The 14,866-nt window shown below is 70.3% G+C and carries 10 protein-coding genes, 1 tRNA gene and 3 pseudogenes; 9 read left to right on the top strand and 5 right to left on the bottom strand.

Going from position 1 to position 14,866, the window contains the following annotated elements:
- Positions 1–120 (top strand): annotated as a pseudogene (locus EER30_RS49825) (IS630 family transposase); the annotation flags it as partial.
- A gap of 73 nt (positions 121–193) precedes the next feature.
- Here EER30_RS49825 and EER30_RS39810 read toward each other — a convergent pair.
- Together EER30_RS39810 and EER30_RS39815 are read right to left on the bottom strand one after the other, a co-directional pair.
- Positions 194–1,795 (bottom strand): annotated as a pseudogene (locus EER30_RS39810) (VWA domain-containing protein); the annotation flags it as partial.
- A gap of 96 nt (positions 1,796–1,891) precedes the next feature.
- Entirely contained in the window at positions 1,892–2,122 is a 231-nt protein-coding gene (locus EER30_RS39815; RefSeq protein ID WP_240670599.1) for a hypothetical protein, read from the bottom strand.
- A 71-nt stretch (positions 2,123–2,193) separates the two neighbouring features.
- On the opposite strand from EER30_RS39815, the pseudogene fdh reads away from it, so the two are divergent.
- The 3 genes and pseudogenes from fdh to nrfD form a co-directional block, all read left to right on the top strand.
- A pseudogene (fdh, locus tag EER30_RS39825) lies at positions 2,194–5,436 on the top strand (formate dehydrogenase); the annotation flags it as partial.
- A gap of 16 nt (positions 5,437–5,452) precedes the next feature.
- Positions 5,453–6,364, top strand: a complete 912-nt coding sequence (locus EER30_RS39830) for a 4Fe-4S dicluster domain-containing protein (RefSeq protein ID WP_127506854.1) — start codon at positions 5,453–5,455, stop codon at positions 6,362–6,364.
- Positions 6,361–7,326 carry an NrfD/PsrC family molybdoenzyme membrane anchor subunit gene (gene nrfD / locus EER30_RS39835; protein WP_127506856.1) on the top strand — a complete coding sequence of 322 codons (966 nt, stop codon included), beginning with the start codon at positions 6,361–6,363 and terminating at the stop codon, positions 7,324–7,326. The genes EER30_RS39830 and nrfD overlap by 4 nt, the downstream gene beginning before the upstream one ends.
- Here nrfD and selD read toward each other — a convergent pair.
- Complete coding sequence (selD, locus tag EER30_RS39840) at positions 7,316–8,326, bottom strand: selenide, water dikinase SelD (protein ID WP_432417589.1); 1,011 nt, start codon at positions 8,324–8,326, stop codon at positions 7,316–7,318. The genes nrfD and selD overlap by 11 nt on opposite strands.
- 59 nt (positions 8,327–8,385) lie before the next feature.
- Here selD and EER30_RS47600 point away from each other — a divergent pair.
- Positions 8,386–8,479, top strand: a tRNA-Sec gene (locus EER30_RS47600).
- Positions 8,480–8,487: 8 nt separating this feature from the next.
- On the opposite strand, the gene EER30_RS39845 is transcribed toward EER30_RS47600, so the two are convergent.
- On the bottom strand, positions 8,488–9,297 hold the full coding sequence (locus EER30_RS39845) for a serine/threonine-protein kinase (protein WP_127506858.1): 810 nt from the start codon (positions 9,295–9,297) through the stop codon (positions 8,488–8,490).
- A 134-nt stretch (positions 9,298–9,431) separates the two neighbouring features.
- Positions 9,432–11,183 (bottom strand): ABC transporter ATP-binding protein, encoded by a 1,752-nt coding sequence (locus tag EER30_RS39850; protein WP_127506860.1) that lies wholly within the window; start codon positions 11,181–11,183, stop codon positions 9,432–9,434.
- 78 nt (positions 11,184–11,261) lie between these two features.
- Between EER30_RS39850 and EER30_RS39855 the strand changes: the two genes are divergently transcribed.
- The 4 genes from EER30_RS39855 to EER30_RS39870 all read left to right on the top strand — a co-directional run bounded on the left by EER30_RS39855 (position 11,262) and on the right by EER30_RS39870 (position 14,822).
- Positions 11,262–12,623 (top strand): sensor histidine kinase, encoded by a 1,362-nt coding sequence (locus EER30_RS39855; protein ID WP_127506862.1) that lies wholly within the window; start codon positions 11,262–11,264, stop codon positions 12,621–12,623.
- Entirely contained in the window at positions 12,547–13,176 is a 630-nt protein-coding gene (locus EER30_RS39860) for a response regulator (protein ID WP_127506864.1), read from the top strand. The genes EER30_RS39855 and EER30_RS39860 overlap by 77 nt, the downstream gene beginning before the upstream one ends.
- Complete coding sequence (locus EER30_RS39865) at positions 13,173–13,445, top strand: hypothetical protein (RefSeq protein ID WP_127506866.1); 273 nt, start codon at positions 13,173–13,175, stop codon at positions 13,443–13,445. Before EER30_RS39860 ends, EER30_RS39865 begins: the two co-directional genes overlap by 4 nt.
- 279 nt (positions 13,446–13,724) lie before the next feature.
- Positions 13,725–14,822 (top strand): hypothetical protein, encoded by a 1,098-nt coding sequence (locus tag EER30_RS39870; RefSeq protein ID WP_127506868.1) that lies wholly within the window; start codon positions 13,725–13,727, stop codon positions 14,820–14,822.
- The last annotated feature ends 44 nt before the right edge of the window (positions 14,823–14,866 follow it).

The following is a 14,866-nucleotide window of genomic DNA, read 5'->3' on the forward strand; positions in this document are numbered from 1 at the left end:
CGCCAAGCCCATGCCTTCTTCCAGCACCGCACCGACAGCCAGAACCTGACCACCGCCGCGCCCTGGACCTCACCCTGGCTGCCGCCGGGTTACGGACAAAACTTCTGGCCAGGCGCTTAGCAATAGCCTCAAGAAAGATCTCACCAATTTTGGCCGGGTCAGTAGCAACGAAGACCCCACCCGACCCCGACGCCTTAACGATCGCCTCCAGCTCACTGCGATCAATAGCCGTTCCCATGCCGATGATAATCATGCGGACAGGCTTGTCAGGGTTGCGGAGTTTGGTCATCCTGGCCACCAGCTGATCGATGGTCAGCCCGCCCGGGTTGTCGTTCTTGCCGTCCGTGTAGATCACGACCGAATTCGAGACCCCTGGCTTCCACCCTTTTTGGACGCGCTCGTAAGCCGCCAGCGCCGTGTCAAAAAGACCCGTGTCTCCGCCGTCCTTCGGCACGATCTTCCCGATTGCCACCTTGAGCTCGGGCAGGCTGGTCGCCACCGACGAGATCGGCATGTTCTCGACCCACGGTCTCTTGCCCGCCATGTTCGTCGAGAACGTCCAGTTTCCCACCGACCAGCGGCCGTCCAGCAGGGCCAGCCCTTGTCGAGCCACTCCCTGGGTCACCTGGGCCCGGGTCAGCCCACCCGCTGTCGGCACTTTTGCCTTCATCGAGCCGGACACGTCGAACACCGCCAGCATTCGTCCTGGTTGCGTGATCGCCGTCCAGCTTCCGAGGAGTTGGGCTATCGCCCCCGCTACCGCCTTCGGGTCTTTCCCCGCGGTCGGCGGTGTCACTTTGGCCGGTGCGTTCTTCGGTGCCGGGAAGCCTGCCCCGCTCGTCCCGTCCGGGGCGCGCAGTCCCGCTTTCGCCAGTTCTCCGGTGAAGCTGGCCGCCCGCAATGCTGCCCTGAGGCTCGCCGCCGCCGTTTCCTTCTCGGGGGCGACTCCCGGCATCACCGCGTACGGGTAGTCAAGCACCGCCGTCGCCGGGTTCGGGTAGAGGGCGGCCAGCTTCGTCGCCGGGGATTTCGCGTTGTACGCGATCACGTCGGCTTCCGACAGCGGTGCCAGCCCGACCTCGTCGCCGAGTTTGGTCATCATCTCGGCGCGCAGGGCGGAGCTGTTGGCCGAGAGCGCCCGCATGACCCCGACGCGTAGCGCCGCCGCCGACGCGCCGCTGCCCGCGGCTCCGCCGATGGTGAGCAGCCCGGCCAGGCCGGTGGCGTCGCGGGACGGTTCGACGATGCCGGGGCGCAGCGATTCGTCCACGGCCAGCTTCTTGACCAGGTCGACCACCTTGGGCGTGCGGGTGGGCCAGCCGAGCTGCTGGGCGGCGGGCTCGGGGGCGGCCAGCACGATCGGGCTCGCGGCCACCGGGCCCAGCGCGGTCGGCAGGAAGCCGGGTGCTTCGGAGGTGATGCGCAGCAGCCACGTGCTGGAGTCGGGGATCCACACGTCGATGCCGGTCGCCGCCGACTGCTGGCCGGTGCCGACGCCGGCCAGGTTGACGCCGTGCTGGCCGCCGACGGCCGCGGCCACGTCGGCCGGGTCGGCCGCGTCGACCGTCACCTGGGCGCAGGTGCCTTCCTGCTTGCTCCAGGCGGTGGCGGCGGTACGTACGGCGGGGGCGATCTCGGGGGCGGCGTCGATTCGCAGCTCTACTGTGGTCGTGCACTTGTCGTCGTTGAGCCGCTGGTAGCCGGCCCAGCCTCCGCCGGCCATCACCGCTGCGGCCAGGACGGCGGCGGTGATGACGAATCCGGTGCGGCGCAGGGGGCGATGACGGCCAGGCATCGGGACATCATGGTCGTCCGGGTGGAAGTCGACCTCGGTCGTTCGGGCAATTGTCACTCGCCATGCACATAGATGTGCATGAACGTCGGTACGGGTTCAGGCGCGGTCGGCGGGGCGGTCCCAGCCGTCGCAGGCGTCCTGGTCCTCGTCCGAGGCGAGCAGGTCGAGCAGGTCGGGGCCCTCGTGGCCGGTGTCGACCGAGCGCCCGGTCAGGCCGAGCTGGGCCGCGCAGTCACGGCCGAAGCCCTTGATCATGCGGTCGGCGCGCGTCGGATGGCCGCAGCGCGGGCACCGCCGCAGGGCCGGGGGACGCTCGGGCACAGTCACCTGGCCCACAGTAGCCATGAGATCGGGTTTTGAGCGGTGCGCGCCGACCGGGGCGGGGTTAGTGTGTGATCGTGGGAGTCAGGACGTGGATCGAGGGCTGGCCGGTCTATCGGCAGCTCACGGGCACCGACCCGCTGGGTCGCGGCGCCGCTGCGCAGTCCCCGAAATCGAGGGCCCTGACGGCCCGCACCGAGACCGCCGACCGGGTCGCCAAGTCGGTCTGCCCCTATTGCGCGGTCGGCTGCGGGCAGCGCATTTTCGTGAAGGACGAGAAGATCGTCCAGATCGAGGGCGACCCCGACAGCCCCGTCTCGCGGGGGCGGCTGTGCCCCAAGGGCTCGGCCAGTCTGAGTTTGGTCACCAGCGACCGTCGCCAGCAGAAGGTGCTCTACCGCCGGCCCTACGCGACCGATTGGGAAGAGCTCGACCTCGAGACGGCGATGGACATGATCACCGACCGGGTGCTGGCCGCGCGCGAGGCGACGTGGCAGGACACCGACGCCGACGGCCGGGTGCTGAACCGTACGCTGGGAATCTCGAGTCTCGGCGGCGCGACGCTGGACAACGAAGAGAACTATCTGATCAAGAAGCTCTTCACCGCGATCGGCGCCATCCAGATCGAGAACCAGGCGCGTATTTGACACTCCGCCACCGTCCCCGGTCTGGGGACCTCGTTCGGCCGTGGCGGGGCCACCGGGTTCGTGCAGGACCTGGCCAACGCCGACTGCATCGTCATCCAGGGCTCGAACATGGCCGAGGCACACCCGGTCGGGTTCCAGTGGGTGGTCGAGGCGAAGAAGCGCGGCGCGAAGGTCATCCACGTCGACCCGCGATTCACCCGCACGAGCGCGCTCGCGCACTCCTATGTGCCGGTGCGGGCAGGCGCTGACATCGCCTTCCTGGGCGGAGTGATCAACTACATCCTGAGCAACGAGAAGGACTTCCGCGAGTACGTGCTCGCCTACACCAACGCGTCCATGATCGTCAGCGACCGGTTCCAGGACACCGAGGATCTGGACGGGCTGTTCTCCGGTTTCAACCCCGAGACCAACACGTACGACGGGGCGAGCTGGATGTACTCCGGATGCGAGGACAGCGGGCGCAGCCACACCCAGGCGCACGCCGACCGCGAGACGGCCGCCGGGCTCGAGTACGAATCGCACGGCGCGTCGGTCCCCGGCGACCTGCCCCAGGACCCGACGTTGCAGAACCCGCGCTGCGTCTACCAGATCCTCAAGCGGCACTACGCGCGGTACACGCCCGAGGTCGTCGAGCGGGTGTGCGGCGTACCGCAAGAGCAGTTCCTCGAGGTCTGTGAGGCCTGGACCGCGAACTCGGGGCGGGAACGTACGACCGCGCTGGTCTACTCGGTCGGCTGGACGCAACACAGCGTCGGCGTGCAGTACATCCGCACCGGCGCGATCGTCCAGCTGCTGCTGGGCAACATGGGCCGGCCCGGTGGCGGGGTCATGGCGCTGCGCGGGCACGCGAGCATCCAGGGCTCGACCGACATCCCGACCCTGTTCAACCTGCTGCCGGGCTACCTGCCGATGCCGCATTACACCCACCACCCGACGTTCGCCAAGTGGGTCGACGGGATGCGCAACCCGGGCCAGAAGGGCTTCTGGTCCAACGCCGAGTCCTACGCCGCCAGCTTCCTGAAGGCGTACTTCGGGGATGCCGCGACCGCCGAGAACGACTGGGGCTACGGCTGGATGCCGCGCCTGACCGGCGACCACGGCACATACCAGCAGGTCCTCGACATGATCGACGGGAAGATCAAGGGCTACTTCCTGCTCGGGCAGAACCCGGCCGTCGGGTCGGCGCACGGCCGCGCGCAGCGGCTCGGCATGGCCAACCTCGACTGGCTGGTCGTTCGCGACCTCTACATGATCGAGAGCGCGACGTTCTGGAAGAACGGGCCCGAGATCGCCACCGGCGAGATCACGACCGAGCAGTGCAAGACCGAGGTGTTCTTCATGCCGGCCGCCTCGCACGCCGAGAAGGAAGGCACCTTCACCCAGACCCAGCGCATGCTGCAGTGGCGTGAGAAGGCGGTCGACCCGCCGGGCGACGCGCGCAGCGAACTGTGGTTCTTCTACCACCTCGGCCGGCGCATCCGGGAACGGCTGGCCGGCTCGACGCTGCCCCGCGACCGCGGCGTCCAGGCGCTGACCTGGGACTACCCCGTGATCGGGGAGCGTGGCGACGAACCCGACGCCGAGGCCGTGCTCAAGGAGATCAACGGGTACGACCTGACGAGCGGCCAGTTGCTGAGCACGTTCGGCCAGATGAAACCCGACGGTTCGACCTCGGGCGGCTGCTGGATCTACACCGGCGTGTTCGCCGACGGCGTCAACCAGGCCGCTCGCCGCAAACCCGGCCGCGAACAGAATTACGTGGCTGGCGAGTGGGGCTGGGCCTGGCCGGCCAACCGGCGCATCCTCTACAACCGTGCCTCCGCCGACCCCGAGGGCAACCCGTGGTCGGAACGCAAGAGGTACGTCTGGTGGGACGCCCAGAAGGACGAGTGGGCCGGTGAGGACGTGCCCGACTTCGAGAAGAAGAAGCCGCCCTCCTACCGGCCGCCGGAAGGCGCGGTCGGCGTGGCGGCCATCTCCGGGGACGACGCGTTCATCATGCAGGCCGACGGTAAGGGCTGGCTCTTCGCGCCGATCGGGCTGATCGACGGCCCGATGCCGACCCACTACGAGCCGGCCGAGTCGCCGATGCGCAACCCCCTCTACGGGCAGCAGGCGAACCCGACCCGCAAGGTCTACAACCGCCCTGACAACCCGACCAACCCGAGCCCGCCCGAGCAGCACTCCGAGGTCTTCCCGTACGTCTTCTCGACCAGCCGCCTCACCGAGCACCACACCGCGGGCGGCATGAGCCGGCAGCTGGCGTACCTCTCGGAGTTGCAGCCGGAGATGTTCGTCGAGGTCTCGCCGGAGCTGGCGGCCGAACGGGGCCTGGAACACCTGGGCTGGGCCCACATCATCACCGCCCGCGCCGCCATCGAGGCCAAGGTGCTGGTCACCGAGCGGCTCGTGCCGCTGCGCATCGAGGGCCGCCGCGTGCATCAGCTCTGGATGCCCTACCACTGGGGCGGCGAGGGTCTGGTCACCGGCGACTCGGCCAACGACCTGTTCGGCATCGTGCTCGACCCGAACGTGCTCATCCAGGAGAGCAAGGTGGGCACCTGCGACATTCAGCCGGGACGCCGGCCCACCGGACCCGACCTGCTGCGCTACGTACAGGGTTACCTTGATCGAGCGGGGCTGGGCCCCGACCACCATCCGCCGATCGTGACCGCGAGGGACACAGACGATGGGGAATAGCCTCTACGGGCCGCTCGACGACCCGGCCACCGACGCCGGCTTCACCGAAGCGCCGCCGCGCATGGGGTTCTTCACCGACACGTCCGTCTGCATCGGCTGCAAGGCCTGCGAGGTGGCCTGCAAGGAGTGGAACGCGGTCCCGGAGGACGGCTTCAACCTGCTCGGCCAGTCGTACGACAACACGGGCGGGCTGTCGGCCAACTCGTGGCGGCACGTGGCGTTCGTCGAGCAGCCCGCCCCGGCTCATGTCGATGCACTCACCGAGGCGGGTACGCAGTTCCTCGGGATGCCGCTGTCCGATCTGCCCGGGCGGGTCACCGACGCCCCGCGTACGGATTTCCGCTGGCTGATGATGTCGAACGTGTGCAAGCACTGCACGCACGCGGGCTGCCTCGACGTCTGCCCGACCGGCGCGCTGTTCCGCACCGAGTTCGGCACGGTCGTCGTGCAGGACGACATCTGCAACGGCTGCGGCTACTGCATCTCGGGCTGCCCGTACGGCGTGATCGACCGGCGCGAGGACGACGGGCGAGCCTGGAAGTGCACGCTCTGCTACGACCGCATCGGCGACGGTCTCACCCCCGCCTGCGCCAAGGCCTGCCCGACCGAGTCGATCCAGTTCGGCGAGCTCGACGAGCTGCGGACCCGCGCGGCCGAGCGGGTGGCGAAGCTGCACGAGGACGGCGTCACCGAGGCCCGCCTCTACGGCAACGACCCGGACGACGGCGTCGGCGGTGACGGAGCGTTCTTCCTGCTCCTCGACGAGCCCGAGGTGTACGGGTTGCCGCCCGACCCGCACGTGCCGACGCGCGACCTGGTGAAGATGTGGAAGAAGGCCGGACTGGCCGCCCTGAGCATGGTGGCCACGGCGGTCGTCGTCTTCGCCGGGAGGAGCAAATGAGCCCCGGCGGTGGTGACCGGCCCATGGTGCCGAAGGCCGAGTTCGAGTCGTACTACGGGCGGCCGATCGTGCGTCCTCCGGTGTGGACCCACGACATCGCCATCTACCTGTTCACCGGCGGGCTCGCGGCCGGGTCGGCGATCCTGGCGGCCGGCGGTCAGGCCACCGGCGACCCGGTGCTGCGCCGCGCCGGGCGGGCCGTGACGATGGCGGCGCTCGGAGCCAGCACGTTCTTCCTGATCAAGGACCTCGGGCGGCCGGAACGCTTCCATCACATGCTGCGGGTCATCAAGCCGACCTCGGCCATGTCGCTGGGGACGTGGCTGCTCAGCGGATTCGGGGGCGTGGCCGGGGTGGCCGCGGCGTCCGAGTTCGCCCCGCTGCTGCCCGAACGCGGCCCGCTCGGGCTGGTGCGGCGGGTGCTGCCACCGGTGGGCGCGGTCGCGGGGTACGGCACCGCTGCGCTCGCCCCCGGCCTGGCGACGTACACGGCTGTGCTCTTCAGCGACACCGCGGTGCCGAGCTGGAACGCCGTCTATCCCGACCTGCCGTTCGTCTTCGCCGGAAGCGCGCTGGCCAGCGGGGCCGCGGTCGGGTTGGTGGCCGGGCCGAACGACCGGGTGGTGCAGATGGCGGTGATCGGGGCGGCGCTCGAGCTCGGCGCCGGTCACCGGTGCGAACACGGCTACGGGCTGCTGAGCGAGCCCTACCGCAAGGGCCGGGCCGGCAAACTGCTGAAGGCCGCGAAGGTGCTGAACGCGGTGGGGGCGGTGGGCGCGGTCGTGGGGCGGCGCAGCCGCGTGGTGTCGGCCCTGGCCGGCGCGGCGCTGCTGGCCGGATCGGTGCTGACGCGCTTCGGGGTCTTCGAGGCGGGCGTCGAGTCGGCCAAGGACCCGCGCTACACCGTCGTCCCGCAGCGCGAGCAGGCCAACGGCAAGAAGGTCAACTTCCCTAGCGCTTGACTTCCAAGGTCATTCCATCCGTACGCAGGGGGAGCAGCTCGCCGATCACCGGGTAGCCCGGGACCTCGCCCGCGACGAGCAGACCGCCCGAGGTCTGCGCGTCGGCGAGGAGCAGCAGCTCGTCCTCGCTGACGCCCGCGTCGAGGTGAGGGCGCACCCAGTCGAGATTGCGGCGGGTGCCGCCGCTGACGAACCCGTCGGCCAGGGCCTGGCGGGCACCGTCGAGATAGGGCACCTTGGCCGCCTCGATGCGGGCCGTGACGCCGCTGGCGCGGGCCAGCTTGTGCAGGTGGCCGAGCAGGCCGAAGCCGGTCACGTCGGTCGCGCAGACCGCGCCCGCCTGCAACGCCGCGGCCGAGGCGGCCCGGTTGAGCCCGGTCATGGCGTCGACAGCGACCGCGAAGACCTCACCGGTGGACTTGTGGCGGCTGTTGAGCACGCCGATGCCGAGCGGCTTGGTGAGCGTGAGCGGCACCCCGGCGACCCCGGCATCGTTGCGCATCAGCCGCTCGGGGTCGGCGACGCCGGTGACGGCCATGCCATATTTGGGCTCGGGATCGTCGACGCTGTGCCCGCCGGCAACGTGGCAGCCGGCCTCCCGCGCGACGGCGAGACCACCGGCCAGCACCTCGCCGGCCAGCTCCATGGGCAGCAGGTCACGCGGCCAGGCGAGCAGATTCACGGCGACGACGGGCGTGCCACCCATGGCGTAGACGTCGGAGAGCGCGTTCGCGGCGGCGATGCGACCCCAGTCGTACGCGTCGTCGACCACCGGCGTGAAGAAGTCAGCGGTCGCCACGATGGCCGTGCCGCCCGCGAGGCTGACGACAGCGGCGTCGTCGCCGTCGTCGAGCCCGACGAGCAGTTCGCCCGGCCCCTTCGGCGCCCCCGTGCCGACCAAGCCCGCCACCACCGATTCGAGCTCGCCCGGCGGTATCTTGCAGGCGCAGCCGCCGCCGTGCGCGTACTGGGTGAGCCGAGGAGCCGAAGTCATCGTCACGCCATCCACTCTGGCACGCCGGCAGCGGTCCTGCCCGTCAGGAACGCTATGGTGATCGCGGAGGCGTTCAGGTGGCTGGTGCCCCTCCCGGTCTTCAAAACCGGTGTGACTCGGCATCCGGGTCAGGCGGGTTCGATTCCCGTCCGCCTCCGCTGATTCGTTCAGGCTCCGGCCCACTCCGGCCAGGGGCGGTCCTCCTCGGGCAGCATCGCGCCGAGCAGGCCGTACGCCTCGGTCAGGCTCGGCCGGTGGGCCGGGTCGGGGGCGTAGAGGCGGTCGATCACGTCGTGCACCGGTTTCGGGGTCTTGCCCTCGACCGGTGGGTCGCCGGTCAGGGCCTCGCGCAGCGTGATGCCCAGGGCGTAGATGTCCATGCCGGCGCTGATCGGCTCGCACGCCTCCATCTCGGGGGCGGCGTAACCAGTGGTGCCGACGGGCTTGCCGGCCGGCTGCGGGGTGCCGAGCTCGCGGGCCGAGCCAAAGTCGACGAGGATCGGGCGGCCGTCGCGAAGCACGACGTTCTCCGACTTGACGTCGACGTGGGCCAGGCCTCGTGTGTGCAGTGCGCGCAGGCCGGTCAGCAGCTGCAGGCCGAGCGTCGCGACCTCGGTCTCGACCAGTTTGCCGTCGTCGTCGACCTCGTCGGCCAGCGTCGGGCCGTCCACGTACTCCATCACGATGTACGGCATCGGGCCGGTCACGTCGGCGGCGTAGAGGCGGGGCAGCACCGGGTGCGGGTTGTCGCGGAGGGCGATGACCTCGCGGGCCAGCGCACGCTTCGCGCGGGGGTGCTTGACCTGATGCGGGCGGGGCAGTTTGAGGACCGCCGTGATCCACAGGCGCGGCGACCAGACCAGCCAGGTCTCGCAGCGCTGCCCGACGCCCAGCCGTTCCCAGGCGCAGAAGCCGCCGGGCATTCGCGTGCCCTCCGCGAACTCCCAGATCGGCTCGCCGTCCACGTCGTCGTTCATCGCTGGCCCCCGCCGGGTCTTGTCGAAATGAAGCGAGATGAATGGAGGCCCACCCGGGTCGTCGCACCCGGGCGGGCCTCCCCCACTAATTACCGAGGAAATTTCAGTGACAACGCGAACGGCTGCGCGACTTGCTACGCGAGCGGCTGCGGCTGTGGCGACGCTTCTTGTGGTGACGCTTGCGGTACTCGAGCGGCGTCTGGATCCGACCGGCCATGTTGTTCACCCCCTCTCAGTGGCTCCAAGGTGACGACACGGTCGGCGATGGCCGCCGTGTCCTGGTCGTGGGTTACGAGCAGAACCGTCCGGTCTGCGGTCGCGGACCGGATCGCTCGCATGATCGAGGTGGCGGCGGCCTGGTCGAGCGAGGCGGTCGGCTCGTCCAGCAGCACCAGGGGGGCGTTCGAGACGGCGGCCCGGGCCAGCGCGACCCGGCGCCGCTGTCCGCCGGAGAGGCGTACGCCGCCCTCGCCCAGCGGGGTGTCGTAGCCGTCGGGCATGTCCTGGGCGAACTCGTCGACCAGCGCGGCCTTGCCGGCGGCGAGCACGTCGGCCCGGGTGGCCTCGGCCGAGCCGAACGCGATGTTCTCGGCCAGGGTGCCGTCGAGCAGCCACGGGTCCTGCGGCACGAAGGCGATGCGTTCGCGCAGGCTCTGCAGCTTGCAGTCGCGGACGTCGATGCCGTCGATCAGTACGGCGCCGGCGTCGACGTCGTAGAGGCGCAGCAGCAGGTGCAGGGTGGTGCTCTTGCCGGCGCCGCTCGGGCCGATCAGGGCGACCGTCTCGCCGACGCCGATGCGCAGGTCGAAGTCGCGCAGCACGGGACGGTCCCGGTCATATCCGAAGCCGACGTCGCGGAAGCACACCTCGCGCCGCAGCGTCGGGGCCGTGATGGCGCCCGGCCGGTCGACGATGGCCTCGTCGCTGTCGAGCACCTCGGCCACCCGTTGCGCACTGGCCGAGGCCTTCGCGAGCGTCGTGGACAGCCGGGTCAGCGCTCGCACCGGAGAATAGAGGTCGGCCAGGTAGGCGACGACCACCAGCAGTTCACCGGTGCTCAGGTTGCCGGCCAGCACCTGGCGCCCGCCGACCAGCAGCACCAGTCCGGCGCCGATCGCCAGCACGATGTCGGCCAGGGGTGTCCAGCGCGCCGACACGTTGATCGCCTTCAGCTCGGAGCTCAGCGCCGCGTTGTTGCGTACGCCGAACTCGCGGGCGGCCCGGTCGGTGCGGCCGAACGCCTGCACGGCCCGTACGTTGCGTACGAGGTCGGTGGTGGCCGCGGCCAGCCGGCCCGACTCGGCCCGGGCGTCCTGCTGGGCTGCCCGAACGCGCCGACGTTGGCGAATCGCGAGCAGAGCCAGCGGCGGCAGCACCGCCACGCCCACCGCGGCCAGTCCGGGGTCGAAGATGACCAGGATGGTCAGCACCGCGATCAGCATGAGCACGTCGGGGATGAGGGTCTCGACCAGTGCCACGATCGCGTCCAGCATCCGGCCGACGTCGGAGGTGAGGCGCGACAGCAGCTCCCCGCTGGGCATCCGGTCGTGCCAGCGCAGCGAGCGCGACACCGCGTGGTCGAACACCCGGGCCCGCACTCGCGCCCCGATCCGCTCGGCGGCGCGCTCCACGCTCATCACGCCGGCCATGTCGAGCAGGCCGGAGATCGCGCTGAGCCCGACGGTGGCGGCCGCGGCGACCACCAGCAGGATGGGGCGCGGGTTCTCGGCGCCGATGACCTGGTCGACCGCGAACGCCAGCGGCCACGGCTGGGCCAGCGCCACCACGACCTGCAGGACGTTGATCCCGGCCCCGGCCGACAGCGCCGGCGCCTCGGCCCGCAACGCGGGTCCGGCGACGGTGACGGCGAGTGGGATCTTCGGCATGCGTGTGACTTTGCTCGCACGCAGGTCGGAGAGGCTATTGCACCTTGGTACTAGTCCTTACGCCCCTACGCTGCGGTTATGACCTCGACCGCGGGCCTGGTCGCTCGCTTCACCGTGGTCGGTCTGGCGGTGCTGGCCGCGATGGCCGCGCTGCTGGCGATGGCGGCCCGCCGGGCCGGCGCGGAACAGGCCACCGATGCGGCTCGCGAGGTCGCGTGGGTGACCGCCAAGGGTGTGGTCGAGCCGCGGCTGAACGCTCAGGTGCTGGCCGGCGACCCGGCCGCGCTTCAGGGCTTCCATGACTCCGTACGGCAGTACGTGCTGCGCGGCTCCCTGGTGCGCGTGAAGCTCTGGGACGACTCCGGCAAGATCGTCTACTCGGACCAGCCGGAGCTGATCGGCACCCGCTGGGTCCTCGGCGAGGAAGAGCTGGAGGCCCTGCACCAGCAGCTGATCGACTCCGAGATCAGCGACCTGTCCCGGCCCGAGAACCGCTTCGAGACCGTGTACGGGAAACTCCTCGAGCTCTACGTCGGCGTGCGCGCCCCCACCGGCGAGAACCTGCTGTTCGAGGTGTATTTCCGCTACGACGCGGTCGACCAGGCCGGCCAGGCGGCGTGGCGGCAGTTCGCCCCGGTCTCGCTCGGCGCCCTGGTCGCCCTGCAGCTCCTGCAGATCCCGCTGGCCTGGTCGCTCGCCCGCCGCCTGCAACGCCAGCAGCACGAGAGCGAGGCGCTGCTGCGGCACGCCGTCGAGGCCTCGGACGCCGAACGCCGCCGGATCGCCGGCAACCTGCACGACGGGGTGGTCCAGCAGCTCACCGGAGTCACGTACGCGCTGGACGCAGCCCGCCTGGGCCGGCCGGACGCCGGGCGCCAAGGGGAGGTCATCACCGAGGCCGCGACCGAGCTGCGGTCCGGGATCGGCGCGCTGCGGTCGCTGCTGGTCGACATCTATCCGCCCAACCTGGCCGAGGAGGGGCTGATCTCGGCCCTGGTCGAGCTGGCCGGCGGGCTCGAGCGCAGCGGGGTGCGGGTGAACCTGGACCTACCGGACACCGACGACTTCCCGGCGGTCACGGCGGGTCTGCTGTTCCGGGCCGCCCAGGAGACGCTGCGCAATGTCGGGACGCACAGCGGGGCCCGTCAGGTGGACATCAAAGTCACTGTTCAGGACGGCACGGTGCGCCTGGTGATAGATGATGACGGCCGGGGCTTCGACGCTGATCTGCTGGCCGAACGCAGCAGCGGCGGCCACTTCGGCCTGCGGGCCCTGGGTGACCTGATCGCCGGTGCGCACGGCCGGCTCGTCGTACGCTCCGCGCCCGCCGCCGGGACCCGAGTGGAAGTGGAGGTGCCCGTCGATGATCCGAGTGTTGATCGTCGACGATCACGCGGTCGTCCGGCGGGGCCTGGCCCAGCTCCTGGCGACGACGGATGACCTGTTCCTGGCCGGCGAGGCGGCCGACGGGGAGATCGCCGTCGGCCTCTGCGCCGAGTTGGAGCCCGACGTCGTACTGATGGACCTGTCGATGCCGAACCTCGACGGCGTACGCACGACCGCGCGCATCCTGGCCACCCAGCCGGACCTGCACATCCTGGTGCTGACCTCGTTCAGCGACCAGAACCAGATCCTCGACGCGCTGCAGGCCGGGGCCGAGGGCTACCTGCTCAAGCACGCCGAGCCGGAGACCATCCTGGCCGGCATCCGCGAGGTGGTGGCGGGCGGCTCGCCGCTCGACCCGAAGGCGGCCCGGGTGCTGCTCACGGGTCGCCGCCCGGCGCCCGGCCCGGCCCTGAGCGACCGGGAACGCGAGGTGCTCGACCTGATCGGCGAGGGCCTGCCGAACAAGTCGATCGGGCGCCGCCTGGGCATCACCGAACGCACGGTCAAGGCCCACCTGACCAGCATCTACCACCAGCTCGGCGTCACCGACCGCACGCAGGCGGCCCTGTGGGTCCAGCGCCGCACGGCGGGTGACGACGCCGGATGATCCAGCCCGGCGCGGACACCCGCCACCGCCCGATCGTGCTGGACACGGGCGAGCTGCGCCCGTCGATCCGGCGTCGCGGGCGGACGGCCCGCCGCGCCTTCGACGTCGCCGTGGTCACGCTGCTCAGCGTCGGCGCGGTGGCCGCCGGGACGTGGAGCATCCTGACCGCGGCCCAGGGCAACGAACCGACGCAGCAGCCGGCGCCCCTGTGGTTCCCGGCGTCGACGCCGTCCTCAGCCCCGAGCCCGACACCGTCTGCCAGCCGGTAGCGAACCGTCCGATTCTGGGTGAATTGCTCGGTTCGTGACGCAAGTCGCCCTAACGTGAACAATCGTCGGCATTCCTCACGTCTGCCGCATCCTTCGACGTATTCAAGGCGTCGGATGGCGGACCGGTGTGCTCGCGCCCGAGACACCGCCGGCTTCCGGCACGTCGCCCGCGACACCTGTGAAGGAACGGTCGACGCTCAGGGCGCCTTCGAGACCGAGATTGTCGACCGGCCTCCCGTACGTCATTAGGCTGACAGGCCTCGGGAAGGGGCGGGCGCCGTGGACACCGGGACCGCGATCGTCTTTGTCGCAGTGGTCGGCGCGCGCTTCCTCGTGCCCCTGCTCATCCCGTTTTTCCCTCTGCCCGCGATCCTGGCCAGCCTGGTGCTCGACGGGGTCGACCAGACGATCTTCCAGGCGTTCGGCCACGACCCGCCGCAGTACCAGGGCTACGACAAGGCGATGGACGTCTATTACCTGGCCGTCGCCTATCTGTCGACGATGCGCAACTGGACGAGCCGGCCGGCCGTACAGGTGGCGAGGTTCCTGTACTTCTACCGGCTCGTGGGCGTGGTGGCGTTCGAGCTGGCCGACTGGCGCCCGCTCCTGTTGATCTTCCCCAACACCTTCGAGTACTTCTTCATCGCGTACGAGGTGATTCGTCTGCGCTGGGACCCCGCCCGCATTCGCCTGCGCACCTGGATCATCATCGCCGCGACGATCTGGATCGTCGTCAAACTGCCCCAGGAGTGGTGGATCCACGTCGCGAAACTCGACGTGACCGACCTGATGGCCGAGCACGGCTGGATCCTGCCGACCCTGCTGGCGGTGCTCGCGCTCGCCGCGGCGCTGTTCTACTTCCTCGTCGTGCCGCGCCTGCCGGCTCCGGCCTGGCCGTGGCGGTTCGCCGCCGATCCGCTGCCCGAGAACATCGACGAGGCCGCCGAACGCGACCGCTGGGTGGCGGCCAACAGCCGGCTGTGGTCGACCGGCACGCTGGAGAAGGTCGTACTGATGGGCCTCCTCTGGGTGATCTATGCCGAGGTCCTGCCCGAGGGCCAGGCCGGCACCACCCAGCTGTTCCTCGGCGTCGCCGTGTTCGTGGTGATCAACGCGGCGATCTCGCTGTTCATCGCGAGGCGCACTCGCAGCTTCGAGTCGGCCCTGGCCGCCTTCGCCGTCCGAGCCCTGATCAACGTGGGGCTGATCCTGGTGGCGAGCTGGCTCGTTGGCGGCACACTGCAACGCGGCAACGCCATCTTCTTCGTCCTGCTGCTGAGCCTGATCACCCTGCTCGACGACCGCTTCCGCCCGGTCCACGAGGCCCGATTCGCCCCTTCCGTCGTCGGCCGATCAGCGGGCGAGTATTCGTCGTAGACGCTTGCATTCCGTACCCGGGTACAGGCTTACCGTCGACTCAC

Origin of the sequence: Actinoplanes solisilvae (assembly GCF_003999975.1) — a bacterium.
Taxonomy (GTDB): Bacteria; Actinomycetota; Actinomycetes; order Mycobacteriales; family Micromonosporaceae; genus Actinoplanes; species Actinoplanes solisilvae.